Raw genomic sequence first — 13,843 nt, forward strand, 5'->3', positions numbered from 1 at the left:
CACACACCTTCGGCCGGATCAGGGCCTGCCGTCTTGAACGCTGTTGCGGTACGCCGCCGGGGTCACACCCAGGACCCGGCGGAACCAGCGGGTCAGGTGCGCCTGGTCCGCGAAGCCGACCAGCGCCGCCACCTCCGCCGGGCGCAGGCCTGTGTCCAGGAGGCGACGGGCCCGGGTGACCCGGTGCTGGGCCAGCCAGGCGTACGGCGGCAGCCCCATCGTCGTACGGAAGGCCCGGAGGAGTTGGTAACGGGACAGGCCCAGGTCGGTCGCGAGGTCCGAGAGGGACGGGGGGTTCAGGAGTTCGTCGGCCAGGCGGTCCCGTACGACCGTGGCCACCCGGTCCGCGCCGGGGACGACATCGCTCACGGCGCGAGCCGTCGAATGGCGTCCGGCCAGCGCCGTCAGCAGCCATGGGAGGCGGGACTCCGCCTCCAACGGGTCGGGGCAGGCGCCCAGTTCCGTGTGGGTGAGGAGGATCGCGGCGGCCAGTTCGGGGTCGTCTATCAGTGGTTCGCGGAAGTGGGGGATGCCGCCGCCCGGCGTTCCTTCCGTCAGTAGAGAGGGGTCCGCGTACAAGGCCCGGTAGGCGTAGCCGTCCGTCGCGTTGCCGGGGCCTCCCGTGTGCACCTCGCCGGGGCCAGTACGACGATGGAGCCCGGGCCCGTGCGGATGCGGCCGCCGCGGTAGTCGATGACCTCGGAGCCGGCGACGCAGACACCGACCGTGAACTCGTCGTGGGCGTGCGGGGCGTAGACGTGCTTGTCGAAGCGGGCGGTCAGGAGGTCCAGGGACGGGCCGCACCGGCCCAGCCGCGCCCTCGTCCACGAAGCATGTTCACCCATCGCCCGACGCCCCCTTTCCAGGCGGAGCCACTGTCATGGGTGGAACGCCCTCAGGCCCCTTTTCCATGCCGCCGCCAGGTCGGCGTCGTCCGGAAACCGTCCGTGGATCTCCAGGATCACCATCCCGTGCGCGAAGGCCCACACCGAACGGGCCGTGTCCATGTCGCCGCCGCACACCCGCAGCAGCGGCATCGCGGCCCGGTCCTCCAGGCCGGCGGGGAGGGCGGCGCGGGGCAGGGGGCGTTCGGTGGCGAGGCAGTAGAGGTGGGGGTGGTCCAGGGCGTACGTGCGGTACGCCTCCCCGAGGGCCGTCAGTGAACCCGGCTCCCGCTCCTCCGCCGCCTCCAGCGCCGCCGCCGACTCCTCCAGCATCTGCGCGATCAGCTCCACCTCCACCGCGTACTTGTCGGGGAAGTGCTTGTAGAGGGAGGGAGCCTTGATGCCGAGGCGTTCGGCGACGGCCCGCAGGGTGAGCGCGGCGGGCCCGGACTCCTCCAGGAGGGTCCGGGCGGCGGTCGCGATCTCGCGGGCTCGGGGGGTCAGGCGGTCGGGCGCGGATCCGTCAGCCACGCTGGAAACCCTCCTTAGTACGCAGTCCGTAGCCGAAGGCGCGATCGTACGAGATGTGGGCCAGCCAGCCGCACAGGGCCGCGAAGGCGGGCGCCCAGGTGAAGGGGCCGACGGCGTAGAGGGCCAGCAGGGCGAGCGGGATCAGGGCGCGGTGCATCGCGTTGTAGTACGGCACCGCGCGCGGCGGGAGCTGTCCCTTCGCCATCCGGGGTGCGTCGTCGAGGGCGACCAGGAAGGTCAGGTCCGGTGCGATGAAGAAGGCGAGGGCCAGGGTGCCGGCGAGCCAGCCGTGGTTCATGGCCTCCAGGACCGCGAAGGCCGACCAGAACAGGGCGTTCGCGAGCCATGCGGTGCGGCGGACGTGGGAGAGGACGGTGCGGTGCGGGGTGGTGCTCGCGCTCGTGGCCGTGCTCATGGCTGCCTCCTGCGGATGACTGGCTAACGTCGTTAGCCTCACAACCACGACGGTACGGCTAACAGCGTTAGCCGTCAAGGCCGTCGGCCCACGACATGCCTCCGGATACCCCCGGCCGCCGCTTGACCCTGCCGCGACGTCAGCGTCTGTACTGGTGCCATGCGGATCGGAGAACTCGCCGCCACCGTCGGCGTCACCACGCGGACCGTGCGGCACTACCACCACCAGGGCCTGCTGCCGGAACCCGAGCGGCTGGCCAACGGCTATCGGGACTACACCCTGCGGCACGCGGTCGTGCTCGCGCGGATTCGGCGGCTGACCGAGTTGGGCCTCGGCCTCGCCGAGGTGCGGGACGTGCTCGCCGAGGACGCCGGCAAGGACCTCGCCGAGGTGCTCACCGAGCTCGACGAGGACCTGGCCCGACAGGAGGCGGCGATCCGGGAGCGCCGGGCGCGGCTGCGGGCGCTGCGGGAGGCGACCGGCGGGCCGCCCGCCGAGGGGCCGGTCTCGCCCCAACTCGCTTCCCTGCTCGGCGACATGGCGCACCTCGCCGGCGACTCCCCCATGGCCGCCAAGGACCGCGAGATGCTCGCCCTGATCGAGACCATGGCGGCCGTGGAGGACCGGGAGCGGCTGATGGGCGTGTTGCGCGACGCCCTCACCTCCCCCGAGGCGAAGGCGCGGGCGGTCGGCGCGTACGGCCTGCTCGACGAACTCGCCGACGCCGACCCGGCCGACCCGCGCGTGGCGGAGGCGGCCCGCGCGCTCGCCGACTGCGTGCCCCGCGGCCTGTTCCCCGCGGACCGGATCGAGGAGGACAACAGCTTCATGCGCGCCTTCTACGCCGACTTCGCCCCGGCCCAGGCGGAGGCGATCCGCCGGACGCTCCGGATCCTCGCCGGGGAGGGACCATGAGAACGGCGTACGTCCTGTTCCGGCATGAACTGCGGTTGCTGGCCAGTCTGTTGATGTGGCTGCCCCGGCGCACGCACGGGGTCGGCGACGGGCGGGCGTTCGGGTACGCGCGGGGGCAGGGCGCGGTGATGTTCGGGTTCGCGTTCGTGTGCGTGGTCGAGACGGTGACGATGTCCGTGCTGCTGCGCGGCTATCCGGCGCTGCACCAAGTGGTGTTCGTGCTGGACGCGTACACGGTGGTGTTCGTCGTCGCGCTGCACGCGGCTTCGGTCGTACGACCGCACGTGCTCGACTCCGGATCGCTGCGGATCCGGCGTGCGGTCCACGTCGACCTGCGCGTGCCGATCCATCAAATCGCCTCTGTGCGACGGGAGTTGCGTACCACTCACGAACGGGCCGAAGGTGAACTCGACCTCCCCGTCGGCTCCCAGACCACCGTCACCCTCGAACTCACCGAGCCCGTAGCCCACTTCGGCTTCCTCGACCGCCGTCGGGACGTCCGCCTGGTCCGCTTCCACGCCGACGACGCCGACACCCTCGTAGAAGAAATACGAGCTCTCAAGGAGGAAGCGGTGCTCACGCAGGCGCGAAGCGCACCTTCGTCGCTGCTTCCGGATCGGCCTGGGTGAGGCGGACCCGTAGGCGTTCGCCCAGCGGCAGGTGTTCGCCCTCGATGCGGCCGATGATCGCCGGGGACTCCAACTGGACGGTTCCGACGGCGGGTTGGTGCTCCTCGACGTCCACCACGACCGCGTCGAAGACCTCTCCGACCCGGTCCCTGAGCAGCGCCGCCTCGACGATGTCGACGCACGCGCGCTCCACGGCTCCCGCGCGGCGGGTGCCGTCGGCCATCTCGTGCGGGAGGGTGTCGAGGGCGGCGAGGACCCAGTCGGGCGGGGGTCGCCGGCGGCGGCCGCCAGGCAGAGCTCGGAGGCGTAGCGGTCGGCGAGCCTCCGGAGGGGGGCCGTGCAGTGGGCGTAGGGAGCCGCGACCGCGGCATGCGTGGCGATGGCGGGGAGGGCGCCGTCGCGGAAGACCGTGTAGCCCGCGCCGCGCAGCAGCGTCGTGCACTCCTGGAGGAAGGCCGCGTGGTCGGGGCGGTGCGGGTCGAGGGAACGGATGAGCCGGGCGTACGAGACGTGGTGCGGCCAGTCGATGTGCAGGGCCTGCGCGGTACGGCGGAGGCGGCCGACGGCGCCGTCGGGGGCGGCTGGGAGGGTGCGCAGTACGCCGGTGCCGGCCGCCAGCATCAGGTCGGCGGCCGCCATGCCGGTGAGGAGTGAGATCTGGGCGTTCCAGCCGTCGGCGGGGAGTGGGGCACGGTAGGTGAGCTCGTATGTGTGGTCCCGCTCGACGATCTCCTGCTCGGGCACGTTGAGCGAGATACCGCCCCGCTCGACCTCCAGGCGCTCCCGTGCCTCCCCGATCTCCTTGAGCAGCGCGAGCGGCTCCTCGGCCGTCTTCTCGTCGATCTGCCTCTGCACGCGCGCGTAGTCGAGCTTGGCCCGGCTGCGGACGAGTGCTCGGCGGACGTCGACGGTGAGGGTGCGGCCGTCCGCGTCGAGGTCGATGGTCCAGAGCGCGGCGGGGCGGGTCCGGTCCGGGAGGAGGCTGGCCGCGCCCTCGCTGAGCAGGGCGGGGTGCAGCGGGACGCGCTCGTCCGGGAAGTAGAGGGTCGTGACCCGCCGGTGGGTCTCCGCGTCCAGCGCCGATCCGGGTACGACGAAGGCGGCGACGTCGGCGATGGCGTACCGGACGCGGTAGCCGGTGCCGCGGCGGGACAGGTGCATCGCCTGGTCGAGGTCGGTGGAGGTGGGCGGGTCGATGGTGAGGAGGGGGATGTCGGTGGCGTCGTACGCCGGAAGGGCGGGGGCCCCGGCCGCCCGCTCGGCCTCGGCGAGGGCCTCGGCGGGGTAGCTCTCGGGGATGTCGAGCTCGGTGCGCAGTGCGGTGAGGGCGGCCCGGAGGGGGGCTTCGGGGGCGCCGGTCACGCGGATGTGGCGGCGGGGCATACGGCGAGCGTAGAACGCGGGTCGGACAGTGGCACGCCGTACGCTGTCGCAGAGCTCAAGAGAAGGAGATCTTCGTGCTGGTCCTGCTGCCGCCCTCCGAAGGCAAGGCATCCTCCGGGCGGGGCGCCCCGCTCAAACTGGAGTCGCTGTCGCTGCCGGGGCTGACCCCCGCCCGTGAGGCCGTACTCGGCGAACTCGTCGAGCTGTGCGCCGGGGACGAGGAGAAGGCACGCGAGGTGCTCGGCCTGAGCGAGGGCCTGCGGGGCGAGGTCGGCAAGAACACGGAGCTGCTGACGGCCGGGGCACGGCCCGCCGGGGAGATCTACACGGGGGTGCTTTACGACGCCCTCGACCTGGCCACTCTGGAAGCCGCCGCGAAGAAGCGTGCCGCGCGGTCGCTTCTCGTCTTCTCGGGGCTGTGGGGTGCGGTCCGGGTGACCGACAGGATCCCCTCCTACCGCTGCTCGATGGGCGTGAAGCTGCCCGGGCTCGGTGCGCTGGGCGCGCACTGGCGGACGCCGATGGCGGCGGCGCTGCCCGAGGCCGCCGGGGACGGGCTCGTCCTCGACCTGCGGTCCTCCGCGTACGCGGCCGCGTGGAAGCCGAAGGGTGAGGTGGCGGGGCGGACGGCGAGCGTACGGGTGCTGCACGCGCCGACACGGAAGGTGGTCAGCCACTTCAACAAGGCGACGAAGGGGCGGATCGTACGGAGTCTGCTGATGGCCGGGGTTGCGCCGAAGGGGCCGGCCGAGCTGGTGGAGGCCTTGCGGGACCTGGGGTATGTGGTGGAGGTGGAGCCGCCGAAGGGTGCGGGCGCCGGGAAGCCGTGGATGTTGGACGTGTTGGTGGACGAGATCCACTGAAATGGCCGGGTGCACTGAAATGGCCGGGTGCACTGAAATGACCAGGTGCTATGTGACATAGCATTGCAGCATGCGCAACGAGCTTTGCGCATGCTGCGCACCGGCGGCACGATGAGGTCATGACCTCCCTCCTGGATCTCGCCCCGGTCGTCCCCGTGGTCGTGCTCGACGACGCCGCCGACGCCGTGCCGCTCGCCCGTGCGCTGGTCGCCGGTGGGCTGCCGGCGATCGAGGTGACCCTGCGGACGCCGGCCGCGCTGGAGGCGATACGGGCGATCTCCGGGGCCGTACCGGACGCGGTGGTCGGGGCCGGGACCGTGATCACGCCGGAGCAGGTGAAGGAGTCGGTGGCGGCCGGGGCGCGCTTCCTGGTCAGCCCGGGCTGGACGGACGTACTGCTGGAGGCGATGCGGGGGTCCGGGGTGCCGTTCCTGCCGGGGGTGTCGACCACGTCCGAGGTGGTGGCTCTGTTGGAGCGCGGGGTGCGGGAGATGAAGTTCTTCCCGGCGCAGGCGGCGGGCGGGACGGCGTATCTGAAGTCGCTGGCCGGCCCTTTGCCGCAGGCGCGGTTCTGTCCGACGGGTGGGATCGGGGCCGCGAATGCTCCTGAGTACCTCGGACTGCCCAACGTCGGCTGTGTGGGCGGGACTTGGATGATTCCGGCGGATGCGATCGCGGCCGGTGACTGGGGGCGGATCGAAGGGCTGGCGCGGGAGGCGGCGGGGCTGAGGCCGGGCGGCTGACCGGAGGAGGCCGGGGCGTTGTCGTACCCGTGACGTACAACTGGTTCCATGACCGCCACCCATGCCGTCCAACCGCCGCCCTTCGCCCGGGAGCTGCTGCGCTGGCGTACCAGCCGGCGGGTCAGTCAGTTGGAGCTTGCCTCGCGGGCGGGGACCACGCAGAGATACGTGAGTTTCATCGAGCGCGGGCGGTCCGTGCCGGGGCGGGCGGTCGTCATACGGCTGGCCGAGTCGTTGGGGCTGACGCTGCGGGAGCGGAACGGGCTGTTGCTGGCGGCGGGTTATGCGCCCGCGTTCGCCGAGTCCTCGCTGGATGCCGCTGAACTGGGGGCCGTGCGGGAGGCGTTGGACGGCATCCTGGAGGGGCATCTGCCCTATCCGGCGGTCGTCGCCGGGCCGCGGGGTGAACTCGTCGCGGCGAACGAGGCCTTCGAGGTGCTGGCCGAGGGCGCGGACCCGGAGTTGTTGAAGCCGCCCGTCAACGTTCTCCGACTCGCCCTGCATCCGCGCGGGATGGCCTCGCGAGTCGTGAACCTCGACGCCTGGGGGCGGCACATCATCGAGAACCTGCGGGCGCGGGCCTTGCGCAGTCCCGATCCGCTGCTGGACGAGCTGGCGGCGGAACTGGCCGGGTATCTGCCGCCGTTGGGCGAGCCGGGGGACGACTACCTCGGGTTCGCCGTGCCGCTGCGACTGCGGTGCGCGGAGGGGGAGCTACGGCTGCTGACCACGCTCACGTCCTTCGCCACCGCCGTCGACGTCACGCTGGCCGAGCTGCATCTGGAGGCGTTTCTGCCGGCGGACGCGGAGACGGCGGAAATCCTGCGGAAGCGGGGCGCTGAGCGCGGGTGAGGGGCGGGGCCTCGGCGCGCCGTCTCAGCGCAGGTGAGAGGTGTCGTTGAAGAGCCGTACGCTCGCGTTGCCGTCGGCGTAGTAGGCCACGGCGGAGAGGGCGGCCGCGGAGAGTTCCATGCGGAAGAGGGCCTCGGGCGGGGCGCCGAGGGCGAGTTGGACGAAGGTCTTGATCGGGGTGACGTGGGAGACGAGGAGGACGGTGCGGCCCGCGTAGGCCGCGACCAGCTTGTCCCGGGCCGCCGCGATACGGGTCGCCGTCGCCGCGAAGCTCTCGCCGCCGCCGGAGGGTTCGACCGTGGGGTCGGCCAGCCATCGGGTCAGGTCGTCCGGGTAGCGCTCGCGGACCTCGGCGAAGGTCAGGCCCTCCCAGGCGCCGAAGTCCGTCTCCCGGATCCCCTCGTCGACGGTCACGTCGAGGCCGAGGTGGCGGGCGACGATGCCGGCGGTCTCGCGGGTACGGGCGAGCGGGGAGGCGACGATGGCCTGGATGGTGCCGCGCCTGGCGAGCGCGGCCCCGGCCCGCTCGGCCTGGTCCCGGCCGACGTCGGAGAGGGACGGGTTGGTACCGCCGCTCCCCGAGAACCGCTTCTGCGGGGTCAGCGGAGTCTCACCGTGCCGCAGCAGTACGAAGGTCGCCGGCGCCCCCATGTCGGCGGGAGCCCAGCCGGGGGAGGCGACGACGCCGGCGGCACGTGCGTCGGCGTCGGCCTTGGCAGCTCCGCCGCCCGAGCGCTCCTCCGCTCCGCGGCGGGAAGAGGGGGCAACCGAAGTACCCGCGTCCATCGCCTCGTTGGCGAGCCGGTCCGCGTGCTTGTTCCGCTCGCGCGGGATCCACTCGTACGACACCCGGTCCGCCGGGAACACCCGCGCCGCCTGCATCGCCAGCGGCTTCATGTCCGGGTGCTTGATCTTCCAGCGGCCCGACATCTGCTCGACGACCAGCTTGGAGTCCATGCGGACGTGGACCGAGGCCGAGGGGTCCAGCTCGAAGGCGGCCCGCAATCCCGCCAGCAACCCCCGGTACTCGGCGACGTTGTTCGTGGCGACGCCGATGTACTCGGCCGCCTCCACCAGCGTCTCCCCCGTCGTCGCGTCCAGCACGACCGAGCCGTAGCCGGCCGGGCCCGGGTTTCCCCGTGACCCGCCGTCGGCCTCGACGATGAACTCCCGCACGGCAGCCGCCCCTTACAGACCGGACTCGCCCGTGCGCACCAGGATGCGGCGGCAGTTCTCGCAGCGCACCACCGTGTCGGGGGCGGCCGAGCGGATCTCGTTGATGTCGGTGATGGCCAGCTCCTGGCGGCAGCCCTGGCAGGTCCGCTGGTACAGCTTGGCCGCGCCGATGCCGCCCTGCTGCTCGCGCAGCTTGTCGTAGAGCTTGAGGAGATCGGCAGGGACGGTGGCGGCGATGACCTCGCGCTCCTTGGTCACCGTCGCCACCTCGCCGTCGATCTCCTCGAAGGCCGCGTCCCGGCGGGCCATGGCGTCGTCGACCTTCGACTGCACGGAGGCGACCCGCTCGGTCAGCTCGCGCACCCGCTCCTGCACGGACTCGATGCGCTCCATGACCTCCAGGACGACGTCCTCCAGGTCGCCCTGCCGCTTGGCGAGGGAGGCGATCTCGCGCTGGAGGTTCTCCAGGTCCTTGGGGGAGGTGACCGCGCCGGAGTCCAGGCGCTGCTGGTCGCGGGCGGCGCGCTGGCGCACCTGGTCCACGTCCTGCTCGGCCTTGGTCTGCTCGCGGGCGGTGTCGCTCTCCTCGGTCTGGGCGGCGACCAGGAGGTCGCGCAGCTGGGTGGCGTCCTTGGTCAGCGAGTCGATCTCGGCGTGCTCGGGCAGCGACTTCCGCTTGTGCGCGAGCTGCTGGAGGCGTACGTCGAGTGCCTGGACGTCGAGGAGTCGGATCTGGTCGGCGGGCGCGGCGTTCAGTTGGGGGCTCCCTGTGATTCGGAGGTGGCGGACGCCGCGTGGGCGGTCCAGGGGTCGGTGACCGTCTTGGAGACGTGCACGCGCAGGTCCCATCCGTGACGGTCGGAGATCTCGTCGAGCTGGGTGGCGGCCAGCTCGCACCAGGGCCACTCGGTGGCCCAGTGCGCCGCGTCGAGCAGCGCGAGGGGGCTTCGCAGTACGGCCTCGGAGGCCGGGTGGTGGCGCAGGTCCGAGGTGAGGAAGGCGTCGACGCCGGCCGCGCGGACCTGGTCGAAGAGGCTGTCGCCGGAGCCGCCGCTGACGGCGACCGTGCGGACGACCGCCTCGGGGTCGCCGGCGACGCGGATGCCCTGCGCGGTGGCGGGCAGGCGTTCGGCGGCCCGCGCGGCGAGCTCGCGGACGGTCACCGGGTGGTCGAGCTCGCAGATACGGCCCAGGCCCCGGCGGCCCTCGGGGTCGGTCGGGTCCGGCACCAGGGGTCGTACGACTCGGAGGTCGAGCGCGCCGGCCAGCGCGTCGCTCACCCCCGGGTCGGCGGTGTCCGCGTTGGTGTGGGCCACGTGCAGCGCGATGTCGTTCTTGATGAGGGTGTGCACGACCCGGCCCTTGAAATCGGTCGCCGCCACCGTCGTCGTACCGCGGAGGTAGAGCGGGTGGTGGGTGACCAGCAGGTCGGCGCCGATCTTCACGGCCTCGTCGACGATCTCCCGCACGGGGTCGACGGCGAACAGGACCCGCGTGACCTCCTGGTCGGGGTCGCCCACGACGGTGCCGACCGCGTCCCAGGACTCGGCACGCGCGGCGGGCCACAGGTTCTCCAGCGCGGCGATGACTTCAGACAGACGGGGCACGCCCAAAAGGCTACCTGGCTGTTCCGTGCACCTGAACCGAAGCCCGAAGCCAAGTGAAGCGACAGCCCGAAGCCCGCCGGAGCGATACCGGTGTCTCCGGGCCCGTCCGGCGCCCCGCTCAGCACACCCGTCCCCGTTCCCTCAGGCGAATCGTTCCTGTGCCACCCCTTTGTGTGAAGGGTGAGCCTCGTGGTCCCCCGTCTGTGCGTGCGAAAACTAGCTTCGTGGCCGGAGGTGACCAGACGATGACGGCCTGTGCGATCGAGCCCGAGGCTGCCCCCGAGAACGAGGTTCCGCGGGCCGGCTGCACCATCACCGCGGACGGTGCCTACGCCGCCCGCCTCGCCCTGGACGGCGACTCGTGGTTCCCGGAGCGCTGGACCCTGGACGGACCGGAGCCGTACGCGGTGCCGCTGCCGGGCAACCAGCCGGAGGAGCCCGGCACCGAGGTCCAGCCGATGGGCGACGGGCGGGTGCTGATCCGGCGCCTGTCGGAGGGGCGGCACGTGTTCTCGCTGCTCTACCCGACCGGCCCCGGCACCGGCGAGGTGCTGATCGGCGCGGTCGAGTGCCCGGACGAGGGCACCCGGCTGCGGCTGCTGCCCCCGGCGCCGGGCGGCGAGAAGGCGTACGCGCTCGCCGTGGGCCGGCGCTCCAGCACGGTGTGGCTGGTGGCGGGCGGGACCTTCGGGCCCGAGCACGTCGCGGAGATCCCGGGGCGCTGCTCCGGCGGGGTGTGGCTGGACCGGGCGGGGCGGATGCTGGCGGTCGACCGGGAGGTCGGTGGCTGCACCAAGGCGATCGTGGTGGACCTGGAGCGGTCCGGCGAGGTCTCGCCGCTGCTCCAGATCGCGGCCGGCAGCAACGACCGGCTGCTGCTCGCCGACCCGGACACCGGACTGCTGCTGATCGCCTCGGACGCGCCCTCGCCCGGCGCGGAGCGGCTCGGCTGGGGCGTGCTCGGCTCCACCCTGCCGGTGCGCTTCCCGGAGTGCCTGCGGGTGCCCGACTGCACGGTCACGCCGTTCGCGATCCAGCCGGGGCAGGTGCTGATGCCGGAGAGCTGCGGGGTGGCGCTGCGGGTGGACGGGCCGATGGGCAGCTGGGTCGGACTGTGGCGGCCGGACCTGCGGCAGGTGCACCATCTCCGGGCGCCGGAAGGGTGGTTGACCGGCACGGGGCTGTGGACCGAGGACGGGGTGCTCCAACTGCCGTACGCCGACGGCGAGGTGACGTGCGGGCTGGCGCGGCTGGAGCTTCCTTCGGGGGTCGGCGGGCGGGTGGAAAGGACGGAGGAGCCGACTGACGAGCCGACGGAAGAACCGGAGACGGAAGAGACGGAAGAGACGGAAGAGACGGAAGAACTCGAAGAGGCTTCCGAACCGGGACCCGCGGAGCCCGCCGCGCCGCGTCCGGTGCCCTTGGGCAAGTCTCCTCTGGGACGGCTTGTAACGAACTAGTGCCGGTTGGCTGTGCCGTCTGGATTCGGGGTGAGGTGGGCCGGTTAAAATCGCCCGGCTGTTAGAAAGATCATATTGACGGGGTGAATCCTTCCGATGAGCGACGCAAGCACCATGCAGCCGCTGTCCACCGAGTCCCAGGGGGACACCGGCCACGGCCGGCACCGGGGTCAGAACTCGGCCCAGGACGGTGACACGGCCCCTCGCGGCCGGCACCGCAAGCAGTCCGAGGACACGGAGGCGGCCGCCTGACGGCACGCACCACGAAGAGGCCCGCACTCCGACTGGCGTGCGGGCCTCTTCGTAACCTCTAGGTCCTCTTGAGCCCCAGCACGTCCGACGCCGCGAACGTCTCCCCGTCCGGCCGTTCCGCGTAGTGCGGAGTGAGTACGGCGTCCAACTCGTCGTAGGTGAAGGCGTCCTGCTTGCTGTCGAACTTGGCGCGCACCCGCGGCTGGTCGACCACGGCGACCATGCCGCCGTGCACCACGAGCAGCTGGCCGTTGACGCGCCCAGCAGCGGGCGAGGCCAAGTAGCCCACCAGCGGGGCGACATGCTCGGGAGACAGCGGGTCCAGTCCGTCCGCCGGCTGGTCGAAGCCCGCGAAGACGTCCTCCGTCATCCGGGTGCGGGCGCGCGGGCAGATCGCGTTGGCCGTGACGCCGTACTTGGACAGCGCGAGGGCGGTGGAGGTCGTCAGGCCGACGATCCCGCCTTTCGCCGCGGCGTAGTTGGGCTGCCCGGCCGAGCCCGCGAGGAACGCCTCCGAGGAGGTGTTGACGATACGGCCGTACACCTGCCCGCCCGTCGCCTTGGCCCGCTCCCGCCAGTGCGCGGCCGCGAAGTGGGTCGTGTTGAAGTGGCCCTTGAGGTGGACCCGGATCACCGAGTCCCACTCCCCCTCGCTCATGGAGAAGACCATCCGGTCGCGCAGGATGCCCGCGTTGTTGACCAGGATGTCCAGCCGGCCGAACTCGGCGATCGCCAACTCGACCAGCGAGCGGGCCTGTTGGAAGTCGGCGACGTCCCCGGTGTGGGCGGCCGCCCGTCCCCCGGCCGCGCGGATCTCGGCGGCGACCTCCTCGGCGGGACCCGTGGAGGCCTCTCCCGAGCCGTCCCGGCCCGGCTGCCCGAAGTCGTTGACGACGACGGCCGCGCCCAGCCGGGCGAGTTCGAGCGCCTCGGCCCGGCCCAGGCCACGACCCGCGCCGGTGACGATGGCCGACAGTCCTTCGAGTGGCAGCGACACGGACACTCCCGTCAGATCTCGATGCACGTACGCAGCGCGGTGCCGGTCCGCATCTGGTCCAGCGCCTCGTTGATGTCGGCCAGCGGCACGCGGTGCGTGATCAGGCCCTCCAGGTCGATGCGGCCCGCCCGCCAGAGGGCGATGGTGCGTTCGTAGGAGCGCAGGACGTCGCCGCCGCCGTACATGGACGGCAGGATCCGCTTCTCGTCGAAGAACAGCTCGAACATGTTGAGCTGGAGGAAGTCGTCCATGGCGCCCGCGCCGACGACCACGAGGGTGCCGCCGCGCCGGGTGTTCTCGTACGCCGTGCGGGCGGTGGCGGACTTGCCGACGACCTCGAAGACGTAGTCGAAGCCCTCGCCGCCGGTGACCTCCTGCTTGGCGCCGGCCAGCTCGTCCGGCGAAACCGCCCTGGTCGCACCGAACTTGAGCGCGGACTCGCGGCGCGAGGCGACCGGGTCGACGGCGACGATCTCGGCGGCGCCCTTGAGCCGCGCGCCCTGGATCGCGGAGATCCCGACACCCCCGCATCCGATGACGGCGACCGACGAACCGGCTTCCACGTCCGCGGTGTTGAGGGCGGCACCGAGCCCGGTGGTGACCCCGCAGCCGATCAGCGCGGCGATGTCGAAGGGCACGTCCTCGGGTATCGGCACCGCGCAGCCCGCGTCGACGACGACCTCCTCGGTGAAGGTGCCGGTGCCCGCGAAGCCGAAGACGTCACCGCTCGGGCGGCGGAAGTTGGGGGTGCCGGCGTTCATGAACCCGGCCAGGCACAGCTCGGTCTGGCCGCGCTTGCAGGCGGGACACTCCCCGCAGGCCGGCAGCCAGCATACGACCACCCGGTCGCCGGGCTTCACCCGAGTGACGCCCTCGCCGACCTCCAGTACCTCGCCCGCGCCCTCGTGCCCCGGCACGAACGGTCCCGGCTGCGGCAGCACCCCGTTCATCGCGGAGAGGTCCGAGTGGCACAGCCCGGTCGCCCGCACCCGGATCCGCACCCGGCCGGGCCCGAAGCCCACCGCCTCGACGTCGTCGAGGACCTCCAGCTTGTCCTGGCCGATCTCGTGCAGTACGGCTGCTCGCATTGGTGCGGCTCCCCTCACATGCTCGACTGCCTACTGGATCAGGAGTGT

The 13,843-nt window shown here is 72.2% G+C and carries 14 protein-coding genes and 2 pseudogenes; 7 read left to right on the top strand and 9 right to left on the bottom strand.

The features are described from left to right. Positions 1-18 precede the first annotated feature (18 nt). From ACQEWB_RS14370 to ACQEWB_RS14380, 3 genes and pseudogenes are all read right to left on the bottom strand, one after another. Positions 19-845, bottom strand: a pseudogene (locus ACQEWB_RS14370) (helix-turn-helix domain-containing protein). 33 nt (positions 846-878) lie between these two features. Then, on the bottom strand, positions 879-1,415 hold the full coding sequence (locus tag ACQEWB_RS14375) for a TetR/AcrR family transcriptional regulator (protein ID WP_432830797.1): 537 nt from the start codon (positions 1,413-1,415) through the stop codon (positions 879-881). Further along, entirely contained in the window at positions 1,408-1,830 is a 423-nt protein-coding gene (locus tag ACQEWB_RS14380; protein ID WP_432830799.1) for a DUF4260 family protein, read from the bottom strand. The genes ACQEWB_RS14375 and ACQEWB_RS14380 overlap by 8 nt, the downstream gene beginning before the upstream one ends. Positions 1,831-1,989: 159 nt before the next feature. Between ACQEWB_RS14380 and ACQEWB_RS14385 the strand changes: the two genes are divergently transcribed. After that, complete coding sequence (locus ACQEWB_RS14385; protein WP_432830801.1) at positions 1,990-2,745, top strand: MerR family transcriptional regulator; 756 nt, start codon at positions 1,990-1,992, stop codon at positions 2,743-2,745. Then, positions 2,742-3,374 (top strand): hypothetical protein, encoded by a 633-nt coding sequence (locus ACQEWB_RS14390; RefSeq protein ID WP_432830803.1) that lies wholly within the window; start codon positions 2,742-2,744, stop codon positions 3,372-3,374. The genes ACQEWB_RS14385 and ACQEWB_RS14390 overlap by 4 nt, the downstream gene beginning before the upstream one ends. Here the strand turns inward: ACQEWB_RS14390 and ACQEWB_RS14395 are convergent. Beyond that, positions 3,322-4,757 (bottom strand): annotated as a pseudogene (locus tag ACQEWB_RS14395) (RNB domain-containing ribonuclease). The gene ACQEWB_RS14390 and the pseudogene ACQEWB_RS14395 overlap by 53 nt on opposite strands. A 74-nt stretch (positions 4,758-4,831) precedes the next feature. On the opposite strand from ACQEWB_RS14395, the gene yaaA reads away from it, so the two are divergent. The 3 genes from yaaA to ACQEWB_RS14410 all read left to right on the top strand — a co-directional run bounded on the left by yaaA (position 4,832) and on the right by ACQEWB_RS14410 (position 7,215). Continuing rightward, positions 4,832-5,620: a peroxide stress protein YaaA gene (gene yaaA, locus ACQEWB_RS14400; protein WP_432830805.1), complete on the top strand. Its 789-nt coding sequence runs from the start codon at positions 4,832-4,834 to the stop codon at positions 5,618-5,620. A 119-nt stretch (positions 5,621-5,739) separates the two neighbouring features. Continuing rightward, on the top strand, positions 5,740-6,363 hold the full coding sequence (gene eda, locus ACQEWB_RS14405) for a bifunctional 4-hydroxy-2-oxoglutarate aldolase/2-dehydro-3-deoxy-phosphogluconate aldolase (RefSeq protein WP_432830807.1): 624 nt from the start codon (positions 5,740-5,742) through the stop codon (positions 6,361-6,363). A 48-nt stretch (positions 6,364-6,411) separates the two neighbouring features. Then, the gene (locus tag ACQEWB_RS14410) at positions 6,412-7,215 is read left to right on the top strand and encodes a helix-turn-helix domain-containing protein (RefSeq protein WP_432830809.1); all 804 of its coding nucleotides are present in this window, start codon (positions 6,412-6,414) and stop codon (positions 7,213-7,215) included. A gap of 24 nt (positions 7,216-7,239) precedes the next feature. Here the strand turns inward: ACQEWB_RS14410 and ACQEWB_RS14415 are convergent, their stop codons facing one another. The 3 genes from ACQEWB_RS14415 to ACQEWB_RS14425 are packed head-to-tail and all read right to left on the bottom strand — an operon-like array spanning position 7,240 to position 9,998. Continuing rightward, on the bottom strand, positions 7,240-8,391 hold the full coding sequence (locus ACQEWB_RS14415) for a bifunctional RNase H/acid phosphatase (protein ID WP_432830811.1): 1,152 nt from the start codon (positions 8,389-8,391) through the stop codon (positions 7,240-7,242). A 12-nt stretch (positions 8,392-8,403) separates the two neighbouring features. Further along, entirely contained in the window at positions 8,404-9,147 is a 744-nt protein-coding gene (locus tag ACQEWB_RS14420; RefSeq protein ID WP_432843811.1) for a zinc ribbon domain-containing protein, read from the bottom strand. Next, on the bottom strand, positions 9,144-9,998 hold the full coding sequence (locus tag ACQEWB_RS14425; protein WP_432830813.1) for a Nif3-like dinuclear metal center hexameric protein: 855 nt from the start codon (positions 9,996-9,998) through the stop codon (positions 9,144-9,146). Before ACQEWB_RS14425 ends, ACQEWB_RS14420 begins: the two co-directional genes overlap by 4 nt. Before the next feature lie 245 nt (positions 9,999-10,243). Here ACQEWB_RS14425 and ACQEWB_RS14430 point away from each other — a divergent pair, with 245 nt between their 5' ends. Together ACQEWB_RS14430 and ACQEWB_RS14435 are read left to right on the top strand one after the other, a co-directional pair. Next, the gene (locus tag ACQEWB_RS14430; RefSeq protein WP_432843813.1) at positions 10,244-11,458 is read left to right on the top strand and encodes a hypothetical protein; all 1,215 of its coding nucleotides are present in this window, start codon (positions 10,244-10,246) and stop codon (positions 11,456-11,458) included. Between the two features lie 96 nt (positions 11,459-11,554). Further along, complete coding sequence (locus ACQEWB_RS14435) at positions 11,555-11,710, top strand: hypothetical protein (protein ID WP_432830815.1); 156 nt, start codon at positions 11,555-11,557, stop codon at positions 11,708-11,710. Between the two features lie 58 nt (positions 11,711-11,768). On the opposite strand, the gene ACQEWB_RS14440 is transcribed toward ACQEWB_RS14435, so the two are convergent. Both ACQEWB_RS14440 and ACQEWB_RS14445 read right to left on the bottom strand, forming a co-directional pair. After that, positions 11,769-12,707: a 3-oxoacyl-ACP reductase gene (locus ACQEWB_RS14440; protein ID WP_432830817.1), complete on the bottom strand. Its 939-nt coding sequence runs from the start codon at positions 12,705-12,707 to the stop codon at positions 11,769-11,771. An 11-nt stretch (positions 12,708-12,718) separates the two neighbouring features. After that, positions 12,719-13,795 (bottom strand): Zn-dependent alcohol dehydrogenase, encoded by a 1,077-nt coding sequence (locus tag ACQEWB_RS14445; protein ID WP_432830819.1) that lies wholly within the window; start codon positions 13,793-13,795, stop codon positions 12,719-12,721. Between the last annotated feature and the right edge of the window lie 48 nt (positions 13,796-13,843).

The organism is Streptomyces sp. CA-249302 (genome assembly GCF_050936785.1).
Taxonomy (GTDB): Bacteria; Actinomycetota; Actinomycetes; order Streptomycetales; family Streptomycetaceae; genus Streptomyces.

Excerpts from the sequence above, each read along its gene's own strand:
- ACQEWB_RS14390 (WP_432830803.1), top strand. The coding sequence starts at position 2,742 with ATGAGAACGGCGTACGTCCTGTTCCGGCATGAACTGCGGTTGCTGGCC.
- ACQEWB_RS14410 (WP_432830809.1), top strand. The coding sequence starts at position 6,412 with ATGACCGCCACCCATGCCGTCCAACCGCCGCCCTTCGCCCGGGAGCTG.
- ACQEWB_RS14435 (WP_432830815.1), top strand. The coding sequence starts at position 11,555 with ATGAGCGACGCAAGCACCATGCAGCCGCTGTCCACCGAGTCCCAGGGG.
- eda (WP_432830807.1), top strand. The coding sequence starts at position 5,740 with ATGACCTCCCTCCTGGATCTCGCCCCGGTCGTCCCCGTGGTCGTGCTC.
- ACQEWB_RS14385 (WP_432830801.1), top strand. The coding sequence starts at position 1,990 with ATGCGGATCGGAGAACTCGCCGCCACCGTCGGCGTCACCACGCGGACC.
- ACQEWB_RS14430 (WP_432843813.1), top strand. The coding sequence starts at position 10,244 with ATGACGGCCTGTGCGATCGAGCCCGAGGCTGCCCCCGAGAACGAGGTT.
- ACQEWB_RS14380 (WP_432830799.1), bottom strand. The coding sequence starts at position 1,830 with ATGAGCACGGCCACGAGCGCGAGCACCACCCCGCACCGCACCGTCCTC.
- ACQEWB_RS14445 (WP_432830819.1), bottom strand. The coding sequence starts at position 13,795 with ATGCGAGCAGCCGTACTGCACGAGATCGGCCAGGACAAGCTGGAGGTC.